This is a genomic window from Paenibacillus agaridevorans (genome assembly GCF_018604145.1).
GTDB lineage: Bacteria > Bacillota > Bacilli > Paenibacillales > Paenibacillaceae > Pristimantibacillus > Pristimantibacillus agaridevorans.
Genome location: NZ_CP075889.1, coordinates 2,233,444 through 2,253,143 on the forward strand (window position 1 = coordinate 2,233,444; position 19,700 = coordinate 2,253,143).

General features: G+C 53.1%; 9 protein-coding genes. 1 reads left to right on the forward strand and 8 read right to left on the reverse strand.

Annotated elements, in window-relative coordinates:
* Nucleotides 1-5: 5 nt before the first annotated feature.
* The 3 genes from KJW29_RS09105 to KJW29_RS09115 form a co-directional block, all read right to left on the reverse strand.
* Nucleotides 6-872: a carbohydrate ABC transporter permease gene (locus tag KJW29_RS09105; protein ID WP_214629536.1), complete on the reverse strand. Its 867-nt coding sequence runs from the start codon at nucleotides 870-872 to the stop codon at nucleotides 6-8.
* 14 nt (nucleotides 873-886) lie between these two features.
* Nucleotides 887-1,792, reverse strand: a complete 906-nt coding sequence (locus KJW29_RS09110; RefSeq protein WP_214629537.1) for an ABC transporter permease — start codon at nucleotides 1,790-1,792, stop codon at nucleotides 887-889.
* Between the two features lie 154 nt (nucleotides 1,793-1,946).
* The gene (locus KJW29_RS09115) at nucleotides 1,947-2,930 is read right to left on the reverse strand and encodes a Gfo/Idh/MocA family protein (RefSeq protein WP_214629538.1); all 984 of its coding nucleotides are present in this window, start codon (nucleotides 2,928-2,930) and stop codon (nucleotides 1,947-1,949) included.
* Between the two features lie 246 nt (nucleotides 2,931-3,176).
* On the opposite strand from KJW29_RS09115, the gene KJW29_RS09120 reads away from it, so the two are divergent.
* Nucleotides 3,177-5,471 (forward strand): helix-turn-helix transcriptional regulator, encoded by a 2,295-nt coding sequence (locus KJW29_RS09120; RefSeq protein ID WP_214629539.1) that lies wholly within the window; start codon nucleotides 3,177-3,179, stop codon nucleotides 5,469-5,471.
* A gap of 384 nt (nucleotides 5,472-5,855) precedes the next feature.
* Here the strand turns inward: KJW29_RS09120 and KJW29_RS09125 are convergent, their stop codons facing one another.
* From KJW29_RS09125 to KJW29_RS09145, 5 genes are all read right to left on the reverse strand, one after another.
* The gene (locus KJW29_RS09125) at nucleotides 5,856-6,701 is read right to left on the reverse strand and encodes a hypothetical protein (protein ID WP_214629540.1); all 846 of its coding nucleotides are present in this window, start codon (nucleotides 6,699-6,701) and stop codon (nucleotides 5,856-5,858) included.
* A gap of 135 nt (nucleotides 6,702-6,836) precedes the next feature.
* On the reverse strand, nucleotides 6,837-7,832 hold the full coding sequence (locus KJW29_RS09130) for a GNAT family N-acetyltransferase (protein ID WP_214629541.1): 996 nt from the start codon (nucleotides 7,830-7,832) through the stop codon (nucleotides 6,837-6,839).
* A 267-nt stretch (nucleotides 7,833-8,099) separates the two neighbouring features.
* The gene (locus KJW29_RS09135) at nucleotides 8,100-15,422 is read right to left on the reverse strand and encodes a LamG-like jellyroll fold domain-containing protein (RefSeq protein WP_214629542.1); all 7,323 of its coding nucleotides are present in this window, start codon (nucleotides 15,420-15,422) and stop codon (nucleotides 8,100-8,102) included.
* Nucleotides 15,423-15,469: 47 nt separating this feature from the next.
* Nucleotides 15,470-18,295, reverse strand: coding sequence for a LamG-like jellyroll fold domain-containing protein (locus tag KJW29_RS09140; RefSeq protein ID WP_214629543.1), 2,826 nt, complete (start codon nucleotides 18,293-18,295; stop codon nucleotides 15,470-15,472).
* A 147-nt stretch (nucleotides 18,296-18,442) separates the two neighbouring features.
* On the reverse strand, nucleotides 18,443-19,684 hold the full coding sequence (locus tag KJW29_RS09145; protein WP_214629544.1) for an alpha-L-fucosidase: 1,242 nt from the start codon (nucleotides 19,682-19,684) through the stop codon (nucleotides 18,443-18,445).
* Between the last annotated feature and the right edge of the window lie 16 nt (nucleotides 19,685-19,700).

The window sequence follows — 19,700 nt, forward strand, 5'->3', positions numbered from 1 at the left end:
CTATATTAACCTTTGACCGACCCGATTAGCGCTCCTTTTGCAAAATACTTTTGGAGGAACGGGTAGACCAAAAGGATGGGAACCGTCGTCACGATAATCGTGGCGTACTTCAATGCTTCGTCGACGATCATGCTGTCGCCGCCGATATTGCCCGCGCCGTTTGCGCCGCCGGCGCCTTGAAGCACCATGTTGCGAATAATGACCTGGAGCGGCAATAGATCGGCATCGCGCAGATAGAGCAGCGCGGAGAAAAAATTGTTCCAGATGGCGACGCCGTAGAACAGACCGATCGTCGCGATGATGGCGCTGGATAGCGGAAGCACCAGACGGAAGAAGATCCCAATGTCCGTCAATCCGTCGATTTTGCCCGACTCCTCAACCTCCTGCGGCATGTTCATGAAGAAGGTGCGCATGACGATAAAGTTCCATGAACTAACCGCCGTTGGGATGACCATGGCCCAGATCGTGTCGATCAAGTTATAGCTTTTGACCACCAAAAACGTAGGAATCATTCCGCCGCTAAAGAACAGCGTAATGACGATCATGATCATAAAGGGGCGCTGGAACAGCATCGTTTTTTTGGAGAGTGCATAGGCTCCAGCTGCCGTAACGAACAAGGAAATCGTTGTGCCGAGCACGGTATACAGGATGGTATTGATATAGGCTTTGCCGATATCGGGATTGTCGAATACGACGGAATACGTATTAAGCGTGAACTCCTTCGGCCATAAGAACACTTCGCCTCTTAATACGGGCACCGTGCCGCTTAGCGAGACGGCGATCATATAGAGGAACGGGTACAAGGAGGATAAAGCTACGCAGAAGATAACAAAATAGATAATGACATCGAATACCGAAAATTTGATTTTCATAGTCACGCTCCTTCCTACCATAAGCTCGTGTTGCTGACTTTGCGGCTAATCCAGTTGGCGCTGAGAATGAAGGCAAGGTTAACGACGCTCGTAAATAAGTCGATCGCCGTTCCGTAGCTGTAATTCATGGCTTGTATCCCCGTACGGTACACGTAGGTGCTCAGCACATCCGCCGTGTTGTAGATGGATGGATTTAACATCAGCAAAACCTTCTCGAATCCGATATCGAGCACTTGCCCGATATTTAGAATGAACAAAATAATGATGGCGGAACTGATGCCGGGCACCGTTATATGCCGAAGCTGATGCCATCTGTTCGCGCCGTCCACTCGCGCTGCTTCGTAGAGCTGCGGATCGATCGCGCTTAGAGCGGCCAAATAGATGATCGTCTCCCAGCCGATATGCTGCCATATTCCCGAGAGGACATACAGAGAACGGAAGTAATGATCATCCTGCATAAAGTTGATCGACTCGTAACCGAACCATTCTACAAGCTGATTGACGATTCCGTTCGACGGCGACAAAAACAGGAACATCATGCTGACGACAACGACGTTGGAGATGAAATGCGGCAAATAGCTGATGGACTGCGCCACGCGTTTGACGACTTGAATTCTAACTTCGTTTAATAGAAGCGCAAGGATGATCGGCGCCGGGAATCCGAAGATGATCTTGTAAACGCCTAACAGAATCGTGTTGCGAAGCAGCTTCAGAAAATCGGGACTCTCGAAAAACAGCTTGTAATATTTGATGCCGACCCAATCGCTTTCCCATACGCCCTTAAACGCGTTGTAATCTTTGAAAGAGATCAGAATGCCGAACATCGGAACGTACTTGAACATGATGTAGTACACAAGCGCTGGAAAAAAGAGTATGAGCAAGTATTTGCTTCGGTTGAATCTGGTTAGGAACTGGGCCATCCCTTATCCTCCTGTCTGGTCTGCATAACGTGTCTATGCCGTTAACGATAGCGGGTCAATTGCCCCTTGGACAATCGCCAGTGCTTGCGAAACCTTGCAATTATGCGAGCATTCGCATTTTCGACAATGATCTTAAATGTTGCGAAGCGGCGGCTTAAACGAGTACCTCCGATCGCAGCTCGCTGGAACGGTATAGTCCCTCGACGGCCGCAACAACGCTTCGCGAATAGGCCATCGAGCATTCCGGCTCCTCGCCGCTCTCGACGGCATGCAGCAGATCCAGGATCTGCATGGCGAGCGCCGGACCCGGCAATCTCTCGGCATGGACCTCCGAATAAGCTCCACCCGTACTGATCCAAACGCCGATGCCGGTTCGAAGCCGCAGGCTACCTCCCGTAAAGAGCAGTTCCGTCTCGTCGATGGCAGCGCCCGGGTATCCCGATTGGCAGACGATAGCCGGTATTCCGCCGGAGGTTTCCAGATACGCCAATCCCCCGCCCTCCACATCGCCCCGGCTCAGTCCGTAATCGACCGATGCCCGCACCTTCGTTATCGTATCGCTCGTCAGCCATTGAATTTTGTCGATGGAATGGGAGCCCAGGTTCGTCAGAATGCCTCCGCCGGCTTTGGCGCGTTCAAAAAACCATTGCGGCCGCTGCGGTTTGTCATAAGGCAGATGTCGGCGATCGTTGATCATGACTAGTCTTCCGAGTTCGCCGCTTTGCAGTATTTTTTTGGCCAATACGTTTTCTGCGGAATAATGCTGCGTGTGCCCAACCATCAATTTGACACCCGCGGTTTTGACGGCCCGTTCGATCTCGTCGCACTCCTGCACGTTCATCGCCATGGGTTTCTCCAGCAGAATATGACAGCCTTGCTCCGCCGCAAAGATCGCCGCTTCCTTGTGCAAATAATGAGGCAGCGTAATAATCGCGATATGCGGCCGCTCGGTTTTAATCATCACTTTGTAATCGATATAAGGCGTAATGTTGTAAGCGACGGCCAACTGCTCCGCTCGTTCCTCCGCAATATCGGCTACGGCGCAAGCCTCCGCCTGGCCCATTTCCTTAATCGCCGTCAGATGCGAAGCGGCAATGCTTCCGCCTCCGACAACTGCAATCCGGTATTTTGCCGTCATAAAAGTTTCTCCCCTCGTCGTTGTGTTCGGAGGTTAGCTTATCAAGATGTCGGCTCTTTTGTGTATCGTGGAATCTTGTTTTCCTTGTCCGATTTCCGTCAAAATCGCGTTATTTCGCCCATTTCATAAGAAATGATAAGGATCGTAAGCGTTGATTATTGAGCCATTGTTAATACCTCGTGCTATACTCGCTATATGAATTTTGTAAAGCTGTAAAGCAGAGCAATTAATGAAAGGAATAATGGCATGAAGCGACTGATCCCGTTCCCGAACATTTCGAACAACCAGCTGTCCCTTTTTTACACCTTACTCTGCAGCTTTATCGCCATCATTCTGCTGCTCGTTTCCATCCACCTTGTCACGTATTCTTTTTTCCGCGATCGGATCAAAGAGGAGATTATCGTCAACAGCGGTCTTAACCTAAACACGACGGTCACCAACTACGAGAAACACTTTAAGCTCATGCGAAGCTTTATGCTCAGCAACCTGTTCGAAAACGATACGCAAATATTGAAGAACGGCACCAGCGCGTTTCATTACGATATCGTATCGCGGGTTCAGCGAGAGCTTCGCAATACGATGAACAATTCGCTGCTCTACCTGGACAACATTATTTATTACTTCAAAGACACGGGTTTTGTGTTCGATAAGGAAGGGACGAGGAACGCAGAGACGATGTTCGGCAAATTCTACGTCAGCGATACTTATTCCGTGGAATTTTGGAAGAGACAAGCGGAATCCGTCGACAGCTTTAAGGTTTATCCCACTACGAACTTTCGTATGGAAACGGCATTCGAAAAATTCTCTTACGGCAATCTGACTCCTATTCTGGTCAAAAGCGCTTACGATGATCGTCTGGCTTTCATTCTGCTTCTAAAAAGCGCCAGAGCCTTCGAAGCGTTCCATCAGCCCAAACCCGGCAGCAGCCTGCTCATACTGGATGAAGATAGGCAAGTCATCTACTCCTCATCTCCTTCGCTCGGAATGCCGGACAATTTGAAGATGGAGGATGGGACATACCCTGGACTTGGCGGGTACGCAAAGCTGGACGACAAGTATTATTTCTTCCGAAGCGGCTCCGAGACGGGCTTCACTTATGTTGAGGTTGTTGCAGACAGAGGTCTGACGAATCAGCTTCGCAATTTGAATGTGCTTATGTTCGTCATGTTGGCTCTGTCGATTTTGATCAGTCTGGCCGTATCCTACATCCTTGCGAAAAAGTTCCATAATCCGCTTGCGAAGATGATTCGATCCATACAGACCTATAGCGTTTTGGGAGGTCCTGGTGCGGCGAGCAGCCGAATCAAGGAATTTAATATGCTGCATTCGACTTTGCGCGACTTGTCGCGCTCTAACGAGAAGTTCCATCATGATCTTCAGACCAAAAACACCATGCTTCAACAGTTCGCCTACATGTCCAAGCTTAAGAAGATCGGCGGCGGCGCAGGGCTGGAGACGAGAATGGACGAAGATCGTCCCTACAGACTAGTGTTGTTCCACCTTGAGTTCAAAGAACGTTTCCTTCTGGAAATCTCAAGCTCGGTGCATCGCGCCTTCAATACGTACAAGGAATTGATCGATGCCCATTTTACCAGTCTGTACGGCGAATCGTTGACCTTCCAGCTTGAGAAGGATCAAATCCTGACAATTTTGTTCCTGGATGATGATCAAGCGGATAAACCGGAAGCGGAGCTGCGCACGTTGATCCGGATCTTCGATTCGGATGCGCCCTACTGCAACTTCACGATCGCGCCAAGCCCCGTTCGCAAATATGCGACGGATTTCGCAGAGACGTATCAGAACGCGCTTGATCTGATCCGGCAGCGCAAGCTTGGCGAGGACGTTCAGATTATTACGCAATGGGAAGCACATCCTTCCCTGCTCGTCCCTACTCCTTCCGAAGAGACGGAGCTGGTAGCCAATCTGCAAGCCGGCGTCGAAACCGTAACGATCCCGCTAGTCGAGCGATTCCTCGATCATCTGGATAAGGCCGGCGCAACAGCGGGGCAGTTTCAAGAGTGGTCCAAGGATATCGTCAATCGAACAATCAAGGCTATGTATGCGCAGAATGTGTCTGTGGCTTCCGTCGTGGATGGCAGTCATTTGCATGAGCAATTAAAATCCTGCTACACGTTGGAACAATACAAAACGTTTTTTAGACGTCTGCTCACGAGGTCCGCGATTGCCATTCAGGAGAAGAAGTCCGAGACGGACGCTATTACGAAGTTTGTTTTCGAATACGTGGAGGCGAATTATGGCGGCGATCTGTCGCTGGATGCCATTGCGCACAAGCTCGGCATAACCGGACCTTACTTGTCGAGTTACTTCAAGGAGAAGACGGGGACCAACTTCAGCGATTACATCTACACTGTACGCATGAACAAGGCGACCGAGATGCTTATTGAAACCGATCTGCTCATTCAAGATATCGCTTCTCTGGTCGGCTACTTTACGGTAGCCTCCTTCAACCGCGTCTTCAAGCGGTATACAGGCATGACGCCCAGCGAATTCCGAAGACAGAACATCAAATGGGAAGAATAATTCTTGCAGCCACTATTTCCGCTCGTATAGCGGACAACTATTATCGGCGTTTTTAACGCCTACAGCTGCTCGTTCGCCTGCTTTTTGGAGCCATAAGCGTTACTAACGCCTATGGGCGCTATTCAGAGCTACTTTTCGGTCCATCGGCGTTTTTAACGCCTACAGCTGCTCGTTCGCCTACTTTTTGGAGCCATAAGCGTTACTAACGTCTATGGCTGCTGATCAGAGTTACTTTTCAGTCCATCGGCGTTTTTAACGCCTACAGCTGCTCGTTTGCCCATTTTTTGGAGCCATACGCGTTACTAACGCCTATGGGCGCTAATCAGAGTTTCTTTACAACCAAAACAAAAGGCAGTTGACCCGTTTATGGGCAACTGCCTTTACTCAAGGCAAATTCAATCTTATATCGTCAACCTTCGTGTTTGAAAATTGTTGAACAAAAAGATCCATTACCGTAGCATCCACTCTTAGGAGCAAATAGGGGTTTTCGCCAAACCGCGGATCTTTATTTTCAATGGTCGCGTATTGGATCCTCATCAGGCTTTCATTCCCGAACACATTCAACAATTCAACAGAATGTTCCTTGCCTGCTACCAGCAGTATATAAAGCGTATCGTCTGCGGTAAAGTGATAATGTCCCGCGTTTCTAGCCGAGATTTTTTCGTTGGCTTCCTTTAAAATACCTGGATCGCCAATGCTTGAAACATCAATGATTTCATATGTGGCCGATTGTTCCGGAGGCATGGCACCATCTTCTTTAAACTGTGCAAAATTGGTTACTGTCCAAATGCCGTTATAATTGTACCATTTTCGAAGTTCAAGCATGTAGGTGTTACCTTCGTTCGTCCCCACCACCACTTTTCTTGGATTGTAGGTGCCATCCACACTATCAAGGTAGCTGACTTCGTGCCCCAATTCCTGCCGCATATAATTTTTAATGACGGCAACGTAATCCTTTTGCATGTCGTCCTTTGCCAAATTGGCCATATCCGCTTCGGTATACTCCTTGGATGTCCCCGTAATTATCCCGTACTGCTCTAATTGGTCCAGATTAAGAAACGACACATTGTCTGGCTGTGCGGTTTCATTCGCAATTGACTCGTTGGGCAAGCTGGTTTCTCTGGTGATGCTAGTTGAGAAGTTAACCCCGGAGTCGTTGTTGCTTTCTATTGCACATGCAGGCAATATACATATTGCCGCTAAACAGAGCAGATAAATAGATACCTTCATGCCTGTCCTCCATTCCCTGATTGTTAATCACTCAACAATTTAGACGGAAAATTTTGCATATTGTTTCGCTAATACATAAATGGAGCCCAGAACTGTTGCCAGTCTGTACTCCATTTTTAATGTCCATTATAATGGTCATTCTCGCCGAAACGTGGAACTGCCCGTAAGATCCATCGTTTTCTCGCATTTCGCATAGGTTCTCCAGCTTGTATACCCAAGCTTGCCATAAAACTCGACGAACGGCGTCGTATCGATTACGATATGGCGACTGCCCCGATCCAGCAAATAGTGGATCGCCGCCTGCACAATGGAGATGCCATATCGATACCCGCGATAGGCCTCGTCGATGCCGAGCGGCCCGATTCCGCCCAAGGGTTCTTCGAAAAGCGGCGACCAATAGATGTTTTGCGCAAGCAACGGCGAATGTTCGTCGTTCATTCTGCAAAAACCGATAATATTGCCTTCTCTCTCAAGCAATACATATTCCCTGCCTGTTCCGCCGCGCTTCCAATACTCCCGGTGCTGATAGTCCCAAGTCCCCGGGAAGCAGCGGCGCATAAAAGCCGACATTCGTTCCCGATCCTCCGGGGTTGCGACTCTAAACAGCGCATCCTGCACTTCGGGCAACGTAACTCCTGCTCTATGGTTATAGCTGTTCAGCAAATCAAAAACTTCTGCTTTACAGACATAACCTCGTTTCTCGAACCAGCTCTTCGTTGCCTCTTCCGGCTCCGGCAAGCCGGGAAACAAGCGGCTTTGCAAATCATTGCCAAGCGATATGCGTTGAACGCCCAACCTTCGAAGGGCTTCCTCCGCCCGGCCAAGCAGCCCGCTCCCTATGCCGACGCCCCGGCTGTCCTGCTCCACGATGAGAGCTTGAATCCATCCCGTGTCGGACTTAAGGCCATATTGGGCAAGTTCCTCCCGGTACGCCTTCGCCACAACGAATCCGACAATCCGATCGCGACTTTCCTCGATGGCAACCCACGAGCCATGACGCAACCAATTGGGATCCTCGAACACATTTTGCGCGATTAATTGCTCTCTCATGGGAAACACCCGGATCCATTCCGAATTCCAGACGGACACCATTCCATCCAGATGTTTTTCCGACATTGCCTCGTAACGCATGACATCGCCCTCCTCGAAAGTTACGATCCTATAGGGCAACTTTAAACGAAAGCTCGTCAAGTTCCAATTGTCTTTTCTTTCGAAACTTCATTTGAATCCGTCTTTGACGGCTGTCTATCTTTACGAAACAAGATGGTTGTTCCAGCTGCGAGATTAATCGGCTAAAATCGTTAGTCCCATGTATTTCGGGGATGGCTCGCGAATCGGCGGCCCCGATCCTTTTGACTGGATCGGGGCCGCCATTGAGTATTTCGAATGGTTTATTGCTTATTGCTTGAACTGGAACCAGTTCAAATTCAATCCGGCCGTATAGACCAGGTACACATCATGTACGCCCGATACGCTGCTTAATGCGGCTTGAGCCGTTGTATAGGTTTGATAGGAGCCGGTATTTACCCCGTTCACCGTACCGATCAGCGTACCCGTCGGACTGCCGAGTCGTATCTCGATCTTGCCTACAGTCGAACCGGCGATACGGGCATCCACGGAGGTTGCGCCAAAGCCGAAGTTGACATCCTCATAGACCGTATAATCTCCCGTTCCGATAAAACCGAGATTATCCGACCCTTCGCTGCTTGGCTCGGCCTGTACGGAGCCGCTTTTGGAGCTGTAATGTTCCGCTTCGATCTTAGAAAAGGCACTGGTCAACGAAGGTTTGCCGGTTCCTTTGAGCGCGTTGTATATCGCTGTGGCGATGGTCGTCGACCCGGCATCGTTGGGATGGACATTGTCGGGGAAGTTATGCCCCATGTTCTGTGTGCCCGGATTGACATGAATGACAGTGCTTCCCTTGTTGGCCGCAGCTTGAATCTGCAGCGGCACCACCTGACTCGTCACGACGTTTCCCGGCCAATAATTATGAGGAGAAGTCGCAACGTAGACGGTCGGCTGCGAAGCCAGGCTTCGATAATGGTCGATCATGTCTTCATAATCGGACACAAACTCCGAGCTGTGCTGCCAGTTGATCGCCGTAGAATCGTTGGTGCCGAGCATGATGACTACGATATCCGGCTCCCAGTTCGAGCTGTTGACGAATTCCCAGCTGTCCCAATAAGGGTGATCGCCGTTTTTCAGCATCGTCGTACCGCCAGATCCATACGGATTAATATAATAATTCGGGCCGAGGAGCGTTTGCAGCTGCGCAGGGTAACTGCCCGTCGTAATGCTGTCGCCGATAAGCGCGACATTGATCACTTGCGGCGGCTGTCCCCCAGCCTGGCTCAAAGCGAACACCTCCTGATCCGTCAGCGTTCTCGGATACATCCGGAGCTCGTCGATGGCGCCGTGGAATACCTCTGCCGCGCCCTGCGAAGCGGCATTTTGCCCGCCGATTCGGAACGGATTCGGATTATTGGTCTGAACGATATCCGACGAAGCCGATTTGGTCAAGGCGAGCTGACCGTCAATATACAATTTGAACTGGCTTCCCGCCTTCGATACCGCAACATGAGTCCATTCGTTAAGCGGAATAGAGCTGCTTGCGGTCACGAAAGGCCATAACGAATGGCCCTGGCCAAGCGCATCCGCCATCAGGAATTCCAATTTGCCGTTTGCGATCCACCAATTGAACATGTTCGTCTGGCTGCCGGTAATGCCTTGACCGAGAATGATCCGATTCGCGCCGTCGGATTCCGGCTTGATCCAGGCCGCGAAGGTGAAATTGTCCTTGACGATGGAATCCGTCACGATCGACGTATCCGATCCGTTGAAACGCAGCGCCTGGCCGACTTTGCCTGGCACCCAGCTGTAGCCGCCCTCAATGGACAGCGCCTGCCCGCTTACGCTTTCCGTCGCCGTGGAGCCTTGGCCTTCATCAAAGTCGAAGTATTGCTCGCGGTCTGCATCCTGGCTTCCACCGCCGGCACCCAGCTCGCCGATATCGTATACGCCGGCAAAATTAAGCAGAGGCGCGGCTTGGGAGGAGAGAATGTTAATTCTTACCTGATCCGATTGAACATCATCGAACGTGACGATTCGCTTGTAGCCAATCGTTGTGCCGGTCGCTACCGTCGTCCAACTGCCGCCGATCCGCACCTGCACGTTGAATCCGGATACGCGCTGACCGAGCGGAATATACTCCTGGAGCGTAACCGCATTAAACGTTTTCGCCGCGCCAAGATTCAAATCGACATGAGCCGTAGTCACCTGGTCGTCCGTTGCCCAATAGCTGTCATATTGGCCATCCGTCAGTTTGCCCGCCGCGTATGCGGAAGCATTGCCCCTGACATTGCTTGCCGAAGCGGATGACCCCGCTGCCAGATTTACTCCGTAAGCCTGGTCGATCCAATTGCGCAGCTCCATCAATCTGTTAATGTCGCTGTCCACCAGCTTGCCTCGTTTATCCGGCGATACGTTAAGCAGCAAGTTGGCCCCTCTCCCTACCGATTTCTGATAAATATCGACCAGCTCCGGCAACGTTTTAATATGGGTGTCCTCCCAATCATGGTAGAACCAGCCCGGCCGCAGCGGTACGTCGGCTTCGCCGGATTGCCATGCCGTGCCGTTCGGATTGCCCTCTCCATATTGGTTGGGTGTCCAGTAAGGATTGCCCGGCTGCTGCGGGACAACCTTGGCCCAGTTCGTTTCGCTTGCGATTCCGTCTTCGTTGCCGATGTATCGAGCATCTCCAGGAGCGCCCCAAATGACGATATTGGGTTGCAATTGCTTAATGACGGAATACCATCTTTCCGTATCGTAATCCTGAGGGGTATTGTCTCCCTTTGCGCCGTCGAACCAGATTTCGCTTATTTCACCGTAGTTCGTCATCAGCTCGGTCAATTGGTTGACGAAAAAATCATTATAAGCCAGACCCGAGCCGTAAGTCGGCTCGTGCATATCCCATGGCGACACGTAAAGTCCGAATTTAATGCCGAACTCCAGACAAGCATCGGAAACTTCCTTGACCACGTCGCCCTGCCCGTTTTTCCAAGGACTGCTCGCTACGTCATGCGTCGTGTAAGCGCTCGGCCACAGCGCGAAGCCGTCATGATGCTTCGCGGTCAGAATCAGCAGCTTAAATCCCGCATCCTTAAGCGCGCTGACCCACTGCCTCGCGTCAAAATCCGTGGGATTAAACAGCGATGGACTCTCGGTTCCCGTTCCCCACTCCCGGTCCGTGAACGTATTCATGCCGAAATGGGCAAATGCGATCGTCTCCATCTTCTGATAGGCAATCTGCGGCTCCGTCGGAATCGGCAGATGAGGCAGGACGGGCGGTACCGCAGGCGGCTGGTACGGAATCTCTTCCCCGTATACTTCGAACTCTTGGACCCCGTAACCGCCGGTTCCGTTCCGTTTTGTGCCGTAAACGCGGACGAACCTGACATCCGTATCCTGGAAGCTGACATCCACCACGCTGCCGTTCCCAGTCGTAGTGGAATATACGTCCGTCCATTGAATCATATCGTTGGATACTTGAATCTTGAACGCCCGACCCGCTCCGCCGCTCCCCCAAGTGAGCTTCGTGCGGTTGATCCGATGTGGTTTGCCCAGGTCGGCAATCAGCCACTGCGGATCGGACGCCTCGCTCTCCCATTTCGTTCCGGCAGACTCGTCGAATGCTCGCGATCCGACGTTGCCGTCACGCGACGACGAGACAAGCGCGGTTTTACCGTAAGCCACGTTGGAAACGGCCATCAGCGTTTCCACCTCCTTTATTGCCGGCTTCTCTTCGGTTTCTACCCCGCTCAGCTCCCGAATTCGATCCGCCGATAGCGCCTCGGGATAAAGCCTCAACTCGTCGATTGCGCCGTGAAAACCTTCGGAAGGACCGCCCTCGCCATTGTTCTGCGCGCCAATTCGGAACGGATTGGGATTAATGAGCTGATTTTGATGATGGGGCACGGTTTTCGTCAACACATTTTCGCCGTTGAGATACATCTGGAACGTATTGCCTTCTCTCGCCACGGCCACATGGGTCCACTCGCCCAGCGGAATGGAGCCAGGCTCCGTGTTAAACGGCCACATGCCGTGTCCGGCCCCTTCCGCATCGCTAACAAGGAAATACAACTGCCCGTTCGTAATCCACCAGTTGAACATATTCGCCTGGCTTCCGGTAATTCCCTGACCTACGATCGTATGGTTATGCAAATCGGTTTCCGGCTTGATCCATGCCATAAAGGTAAAGTCGTCCTTGGCAATCGGACTGATCTTGACCGAATTCCCGTAGAACAGCAGCGCCTTGCCAACTTTGCCGTCTACCCAGACCGGCTCGCCCTCGATGGCATAGGAGATGCCGCTTGCGCTGTCCTTCGTCGTCGTTCCCTCTCCTTCATCGAATGCGTAATATTGCCCCAAATCCTGGATTACAGCGCTGACCGACGCTTCCTTTCCCCGGTAAGACGCCGTTATCGTAACCGGTCCTTTCTCGCCCGTGAAGGTCACGGTACCGTTTGTTACAACTGCAATGTCGGAATTGCTGGACGACCACTCGGCATGCGTAATCCGCGATACGAAGCCGTCGTCAAAGGTTCCCGTTGCCGTCAAAGTCACGGGCAGAGCGCTGTAAGCGAGCGGTTCGTTGATCGACAGACTTTCCAGCACGCGGTCAACCTGGCCGATCAAGCGCATTGGCTTGAATTGCCCCGGGTCTTTAATGCCTCCGATGCCGCCGCCCCACTCGATCCATCCTTTGCGCCCTTGACCGTCATTGTCGTTAACCAGCAACGATAGACCAAACAATCCGTCATCAGGCAGGATTGGCGAGAGCTCTGTCCAAGGGAGAACAAGCTCGTAATACGTTTCTTGACGCGCCACGTCTCTTGCAACGGCCAGCGCCGGATCCGCCATCAACCCGGCTTCGCCTTCGATGGCTGACCAGCGATACAGCTGTGGCCCGGAAGGAGTCAGTGCCATCCCGAACTCGTACATGCTCGTTTGGTCGCCAGGCATTCCAGGAGACAAGGCAAACTGGATACTGTCGCCAAGCCATATTTGGCCTTCCGATTGCTCTTGCGAATGGACATTGTCACGAATGGCGGCAGCTATGTTCAGGTACTCCTCATCCCAGGTCACCCAAACGCTGCCGCTTACATCCGCCGCACCGCCATACCCCGGAATTTGGACCGCTCCTTCCTCCGCCAGTTGAATAACCGGCAAGTCGGCCAAATCGTCGCGTTCGCCGTCAACCGCGATGCTCTTGTTCGCCAGCAAAGTGGCGAGGGTCAATTGTCCTTCGTAAGCGAGAGATACTCCTCCGGCGGCTTCCAGCGTAATCTTGACCGGGTAGCTGCTCGAAGGGCGATAGGCATCCAGCGGCAGCAGGGCAACGTAATCGTCGCCTGCCGGAACGGAGGCTTGCAGCGCTTCGACTCCGTCCTGCTCGCCAATCGTCCATAACAGCCCATTGAGAACTCTGCTCGAATCCGACACATTGCGAATTCGGACTCGAAGCGCTTCCCTATTTTCATTCAACTCATGCTTCACCTCCATCTGAAGAGGTTCAAGCACTTCAACATTTGCAGCGATCCGGGCAATTGCCTTGCCATGGGAGACAATTTCGCCAACCAGCCGCAAGCTGCCGGCCAACTCGGTAGCAGGAACACTCACTTCGATTTCGGCCGTCTTGCCGGAAGCCACCTTAACCGGTATCTCCTGTCCCTCAATGAGAAGCCGGGCATTGATCGCCGAGCGGGGCTTGCCCGTGTTATCCACTGTAAGCTTAAGACGGATCGCATCGCCGCGGTAAGCGCTGCTTGCCTGCAGCGCGTATTTGCCGCTTGGCTTTATCTCCTTTACCTTCCCCGTCAACTCCAGAGCCATTTTCGACAGCGTCAGATAAACATAACCGGCGTTATCGGGAGAATAAGACTTTGCTTCCCCGTCGGCATCCTTTACAATCAGCTTTCCGTTGACTCGGATCGCCACCTCCTGCGGCGTCGAAGAGGAGACCATACGGACTTCCTTGCCTTCCTTCTTGAATAGATAGCTGTTAATTCCGCTGCCAATCTGTTCGTTTTCAACACCTTTGCCGTTATAGGCACCCCGGTTCGGGGCCTGGGTGGAGGACACGGCATTGCCCCAGTAGTCCTTGCCACCGTTGTCCGCAATAACCGTACCGCTGCCCAGCGAAGGCGAACCTTCTCCCAGCCGGTAACCGTCAACGGTCGAACGCCCGGTTCCGCCGGAACCGGCCCCGATCAGGAGCGGGTCGGAAGTCAGCTTGTTGGGATCGTCCGGCTCGCTTGAATCATGGTTGCCGTAGAAAGTATTGGAGTCGAACGTACAGGTCGCGTTGCCGCAGTAATAGGTCATGTCTGTTCCAAGATTATAGATGATGTTGTTCTTGAAGCTCATCGTGCCCTGGGGCATGTTGTTGCCGTCAGGCGCCATCAGAAATTGAACCTTCATGTCTTCCGACGTGTAGAAGGTATTGTTGTATACCTGATAATTATCCATGCGGCCGACGGCCTGAACGATGGCGTGGTCATCGTTTTCGCTTATGTTGTAGCGAACGATGCCGTTTTTGTCGTAGCCGGTGCCGTCCCCGCCTCGCCTGCCGACAAGCAGCATGAATCCGCCTTCGTTATCATGGCTGTAGTTGTGCTGCATCACGCAATTGTTGCACAGCTCGTCAATGTCGAAACCCATCCCGTCCATTGTCGTACGGGTCATATAGGCCTCGTTGTACTGAAACGCCGCATTATCGGAATTGATTGCCCATATTGCGGCGTGGTACCCTACTGAATCGTAATAGCTGTTCGCCGCGACGTTGTATTCGATAAGCGGTCCTTCGCTTTCGCATACGATGATCGCGTCACCGCCGGTTCGGTTCAGGCTGTTGCCTCGGATAACCACTTCCGTGAAACCGAACCACGGTCCTACACCGTCCGTTCTCGTATCTCGGTTGCGCCAATTGCTGCGGATGTAGATGCCGGTACTGTCTACGTCCACGAACGTATTGTCCTCGATGAGCAGATCGTGGAACTTGGTCGGGGTCGTGCTGCCGGTGACGCGTACGATGATGCCGCCGGATTCCAGGTCCTGCACCTCGGTCTGGCCGTTTACGGCATGGATATCCAGATTTTTAAGATAGATATGGTTGGCCGTTCCGATATCTTGGGCTTCGATCCATACTGCCCTGCGCGTGTCTCTGGCCTCTCCGGTGTTTGTAATCTCCAGATTATTAATCTCCCAATACTGCTGGTTGAATAGCTTTACCGTCTCTTGGTATAAGCCGGCTCCGTGTATGACCGGTTTGGGGCCCGATCCATACTTGTCGATGACGATCGAACGCCCGTTGGAGCCAGATCCCTTGGGCCAAAGCTGGCCGGTCCAGGCGGAACCCGCCTTCAGCAAAATCTTGTCGCCCGGCTGGAACGTCGTGGCGTTTACCTTGTCCAGCGTCCTCCAGGCGGAGCCTTTGCTTTTGCCGGATTTCGTATCGTTTCCGCGGGACGAGTCTACGTAATAGGTCGTGCCGGAATGTCCCCCTCCGCCGCGTCTGTCCGCTCCATCTTCTGAATCGCCAGTGACTGCCGAAGCGCCTTGCGCGGCTGCCGGATTCGCGGCTGCCCCTCCGAAGGTGGAAAGCAGAAGCGCAAAGGCGAGCAGCAGGTACAACATTTTCCCGATTTTGGTTTTTATGAGCATTTCATCTACACCTCTTCCTAATAGGAGATGGCTGCATGCCGGCAGCCCTACTGCAACGTAACCGGCTGGAACAACGCTGTATTTTTGGAGCCGCCGATGCCGCCGCCCCACTCGATCCATCCTTTGCGCCCGGAGCCGTCGTTATCGTTCGCCAGAAGCGACAAACTAAAGGTCTGGTCCGCCGTTGTAATCGGGGATAATTCAGCCCATGGCAGCGCAAGCTCATATACCGTTTCGTTCGCGGTCGCGTTTCTGGCAATAGACAGTTGTCTATTTGTTACCGTACCGCTTGAGTGGTTGATTCCGGACCAGCGGTACAGCTGCGGACCGCTCGATGTTAGCGCCATGCCGAATTCAATCATTCCGGCATGCTGGCCCGGCAACCCCGGCGATACCGCGAACTGGATGCTGTCCCCCAGCCAAATATTGCCGCCCGATTCCGGCTGGTGAAAAGTATCATCCTTGATTTTCGCAGAGAGATAGAGATGGTTGGCATCCCAAGTCAGCCATACCATTCCGCTCAGGTCGCTCGTTCCGCCGTAACCCGTCATCACTACCGTGCCTTGCGTTCCCAGATCGATTCCCGGCACGGAAGAAAGGTTATCCAGCGTTCCGTCCACGGTGATGGTTCGGGCTGCAATCGGCGCTCCTGCCAGGCCTGGTCCGCCGTAAGCTCCGCGATTGGGAGCCGCAGAGGAGGAAATCGGATTGCCCCAATAATCCTTGCCTCCATTGTTCGCAATCAATACTCCGCTGCCCAGCGCGGGAGAACCCGCCGCCAGCTTGTAGCCGAATACCGTATGCCGTCCCGTGCCGCCAGATCCGGGATCCAGCAGCATCGGATCCGTCGTCAGCTTGTTGGGATCGTTCGTCGGCTCGCTCGCGTCATGGTTGCCGTAATAGATGTTGCCGTCATACGTGCAAGTCGCATTTCCGCAGTAATAGGTCATATTCGTGCCCAGGTTGTAGATGATGTTGTTTTTAAAGCTCATCGTGCCCTGGGGCAGGTTATTGCCGTCAGGCGCCATCAGGAACCGGACATTCATGCCGGGAGACGTATAAAAAGTGTTGTTGTAAACCTGATAGTTTTGAACGCGACCGACGGCTTGAATAAGCGCAAGCTCATCGTTTTCGCTGATGTTGTAGCGTACGACGCTGTCCTGATCGTAGTCGACGCCGTTGCCGCCCCTCTGGCCTACCAGCAGCATAAAACCGCCTTCGTTGTCATGGCTGTAGTTGTACTGCATGACCGAATTGCTGCTCAGCTCATCGATGTCGAAGCCCATCCCGTCCATCGTATTCCGCGTGAGGTAAGCTTCGTTGTACTGAAAGACGGCATTGTCCGTGTTGATGCCCCAGATCGCCGCATGGTACCCAACCGAATCGTAATAGCTATTGGCGGCGACGTTGTATTCGATTAGCGGAGCGTCGCTTTCGCAGACGATGATCGCGTCTCCGCCGGTCCGGTTAAAGCTGTTGCTTCGGAGCACGACCCCGGTAAACCCTAGCCATGCGCCCGAACCGTCCGTCCGGGTCAGCCGGTTGCGCCAATTGCTGCGGATAAACACTCCCGTGCTGTCGACGTCGGTAAAGGTATTGTCCTGGATCAGCAGATCATGGAATTTGGTCGGCGTCGTGTGGCCCGTTACGCGTACGATGATTCCTCCGGACTCCAGATCCTGCACCGCGGTCTGGCCGTTAACATCCCGGATATCCAAATTTTTGAGATGAATGTGGTTTGCCACCCCGATGTCCTGCGCTTCGATCCAGACAGCTCGCCTCGTCGTCCTGGAGGCTCCCGTGTTCGTCAGCTCCAGATTGTTGATTTCCCAATATTGTTGGTTATACAGCTTGACCGTTTCCTGGTATTGTCCGGCCCCGTGAATGACCGGCTTATTTCCCTCGCCGTATTTGTCCACAATGATAGGGGAGCCGCCTGATCCCGATCCTTTGGGCCAAAGCTGTCCGGTCCAGACCGACCCGGATTTGAACAACAGGCGATCCCCGGGCTGGAATGTCGTCGAATTGACTTTGGCCAGCGAAGCCCAAGCCGTCCCTTCGCTTGTTCCCGTATTGGCGTCGCTGCCGTTGGCGGCGTCCACATAATAGTCCGTTCCTGCCTCCACGAAGTCCTCACCCTCCATCACCATCATGATCTCCAAGTCTGTAAGCGCTTCCTCAAATACGTTGAATTCATCGATCAGGCCATCGAATACCCCCATCGGACCTCCGCCCGACGCGTTCTGCGCTCCTATCCGGAGCGGATTCGGGTTGCCTGACAAATCAAGGTTGCCCGAAGCCGTCTTGCTTGCCGCCAGGATACCGTTCAGATAAAGCTTGAACAGATTGCCCGAACGCGACACGGCCACATGCGTCCAATCATTGAGCGGGATCGAGTTCTCTGTCGTAGAGAACGGCCATAAGCCGAAGCCGTTCCCCGATTCGTCGCTGAGCAGAAAAAACAGCTTGCCTCCGTTTACCCACAGATTAAACATGTACTCCTGCTCGCCTGACACGCCTTGCCCGAACACAAAATGATTGTACGTGTACGAATGCGGTTTAATCCATGCCGCGATCGTAAAGGCTTCCTTGTTTACCGAATCCAAGACGACCGATGTGCTCGCTCCGTCGAAATCCAGCGCATTGCCTTCCTTGCCCGACACCCAGGCAGGCGTGCCCGTAATCGTACGCGCTTGTCCGCTCACCCGCTCCTCCGTATTGCTCCCCGATCCCTCGTCAAATGTATACGATTGACGGAGGACAGGCCCGTCTGCGCTTGCCCGGTCAGGTGCCGCGCTCATGCCGGCAAGCAAAGTCACGCTCATCGATGCTGCCAATAACAGGGATAAGATTTTCGAACGCCATCTTCTCATTTACACAATCCCCTCTCCTCATTGGACTTGTGTCCCGGCATTGCTCTGCCGGCCTATTATCGCTGCCCCCGGATCACCTCCTTCCGGCGGAGGGTCGCAAAACCCTCCGCCGGAACGATCATCATCTACTCCATAACCTGAACTTGGCTAACGTCCTCTCCCTGTCGCGTAGCAGCTGAGTCTTCGAATAAGAGGCGTGCCTACGGAAGACAATACGCGCAGGCGCAGTCCGTCCGCATGCACCGGTCCGACGCGGTCGATTTTTTTATGTCCGATGGCCGATCCCGTCGCAAGCCGAACCCATTTGCCATCCACTCTGGCCTCCAGCGTATATTCCCTTATTCTCTCTCCTTCAGCAATTTCCTCCATAATCACGACATGGTCGAAGGTTTCCGCCTGTTTCCATTCCAGGCTAACCGTCTCTCCGGTACCCGACGTCTCGCCGATCGGATTGCTGAATCTGCGCCGCATCTCTCCGCTGAGCTCAAGCAGCCGTTTAACGTCCGGGTCGGGCAGCAGGCCTCTGTCATCCGGCGAAATATTTAACAGCAGATTCGTTCCGTGCCCGACCGAACGGTAATAGATGTCTATCAGACGATCCAGCGATTTTAAGCTGTGCTCATCGTCCGGATGCCAGAACCAATGGAGTTCGCGGATCGGGACGTCGCATTCCGCTGGAACCCAGCCAGGCGTATCCGGCAGCCAGGTCAACATATCCTTCGTGAACATGCTGACCTTGGCCGTCTCCGCGGTATTCCAGCATGGATAAGGCGCTACGCCGTCTTCGTTGCCGACCCAACGGATCGTGGGACGCCCCAGGTTAAACACCATGGCTTCCGGCTGATGCTCCGTCACCAGCGACATGATGCGTCCCCAGTCGTATTCTCTGCCTTCGGATCCCGCTCCGTCGAACCAAACCTCCACCAATGGGCCATATCCCGTCAACAGCTCCGTTAGTTGCCTGCAATAAAATTCGTCGTACGCTTCTTTGTCCGGATAACAGGATGCATGTCGATCCCATGGAGACAAATAGATGCCGAAGAGAATGCCGGCTTCCGCGCACGCATCCGCCACTTCGCGGACCACGTCCCCCCTGCCATCCTTCCATGGACTCGCCTTGACGGAATGATCGGTCGTCGCCGTCGGCCACAAACAGAATCCGTCATGATGCTTCGCGGTCAGGATCAAGTAGCGGAATCCGGCGTCCTTGGCTGCCTTCACCCACTGGGTCGCGTCGAAAGCGGTCGGATGAAATCGCTTTGGATCCTCCGTTCCATGCCCCCATTCCTGGTCATAAAACGTGTTGATGCCGAAGTGGCAGAACAATCCAAGCTCCAGGTCCTGCCAGCGCAGCTGTGCCGGCGTAGGTTTAGCCAATTCTGTTGTCATCGCATAAGGCTCCCTT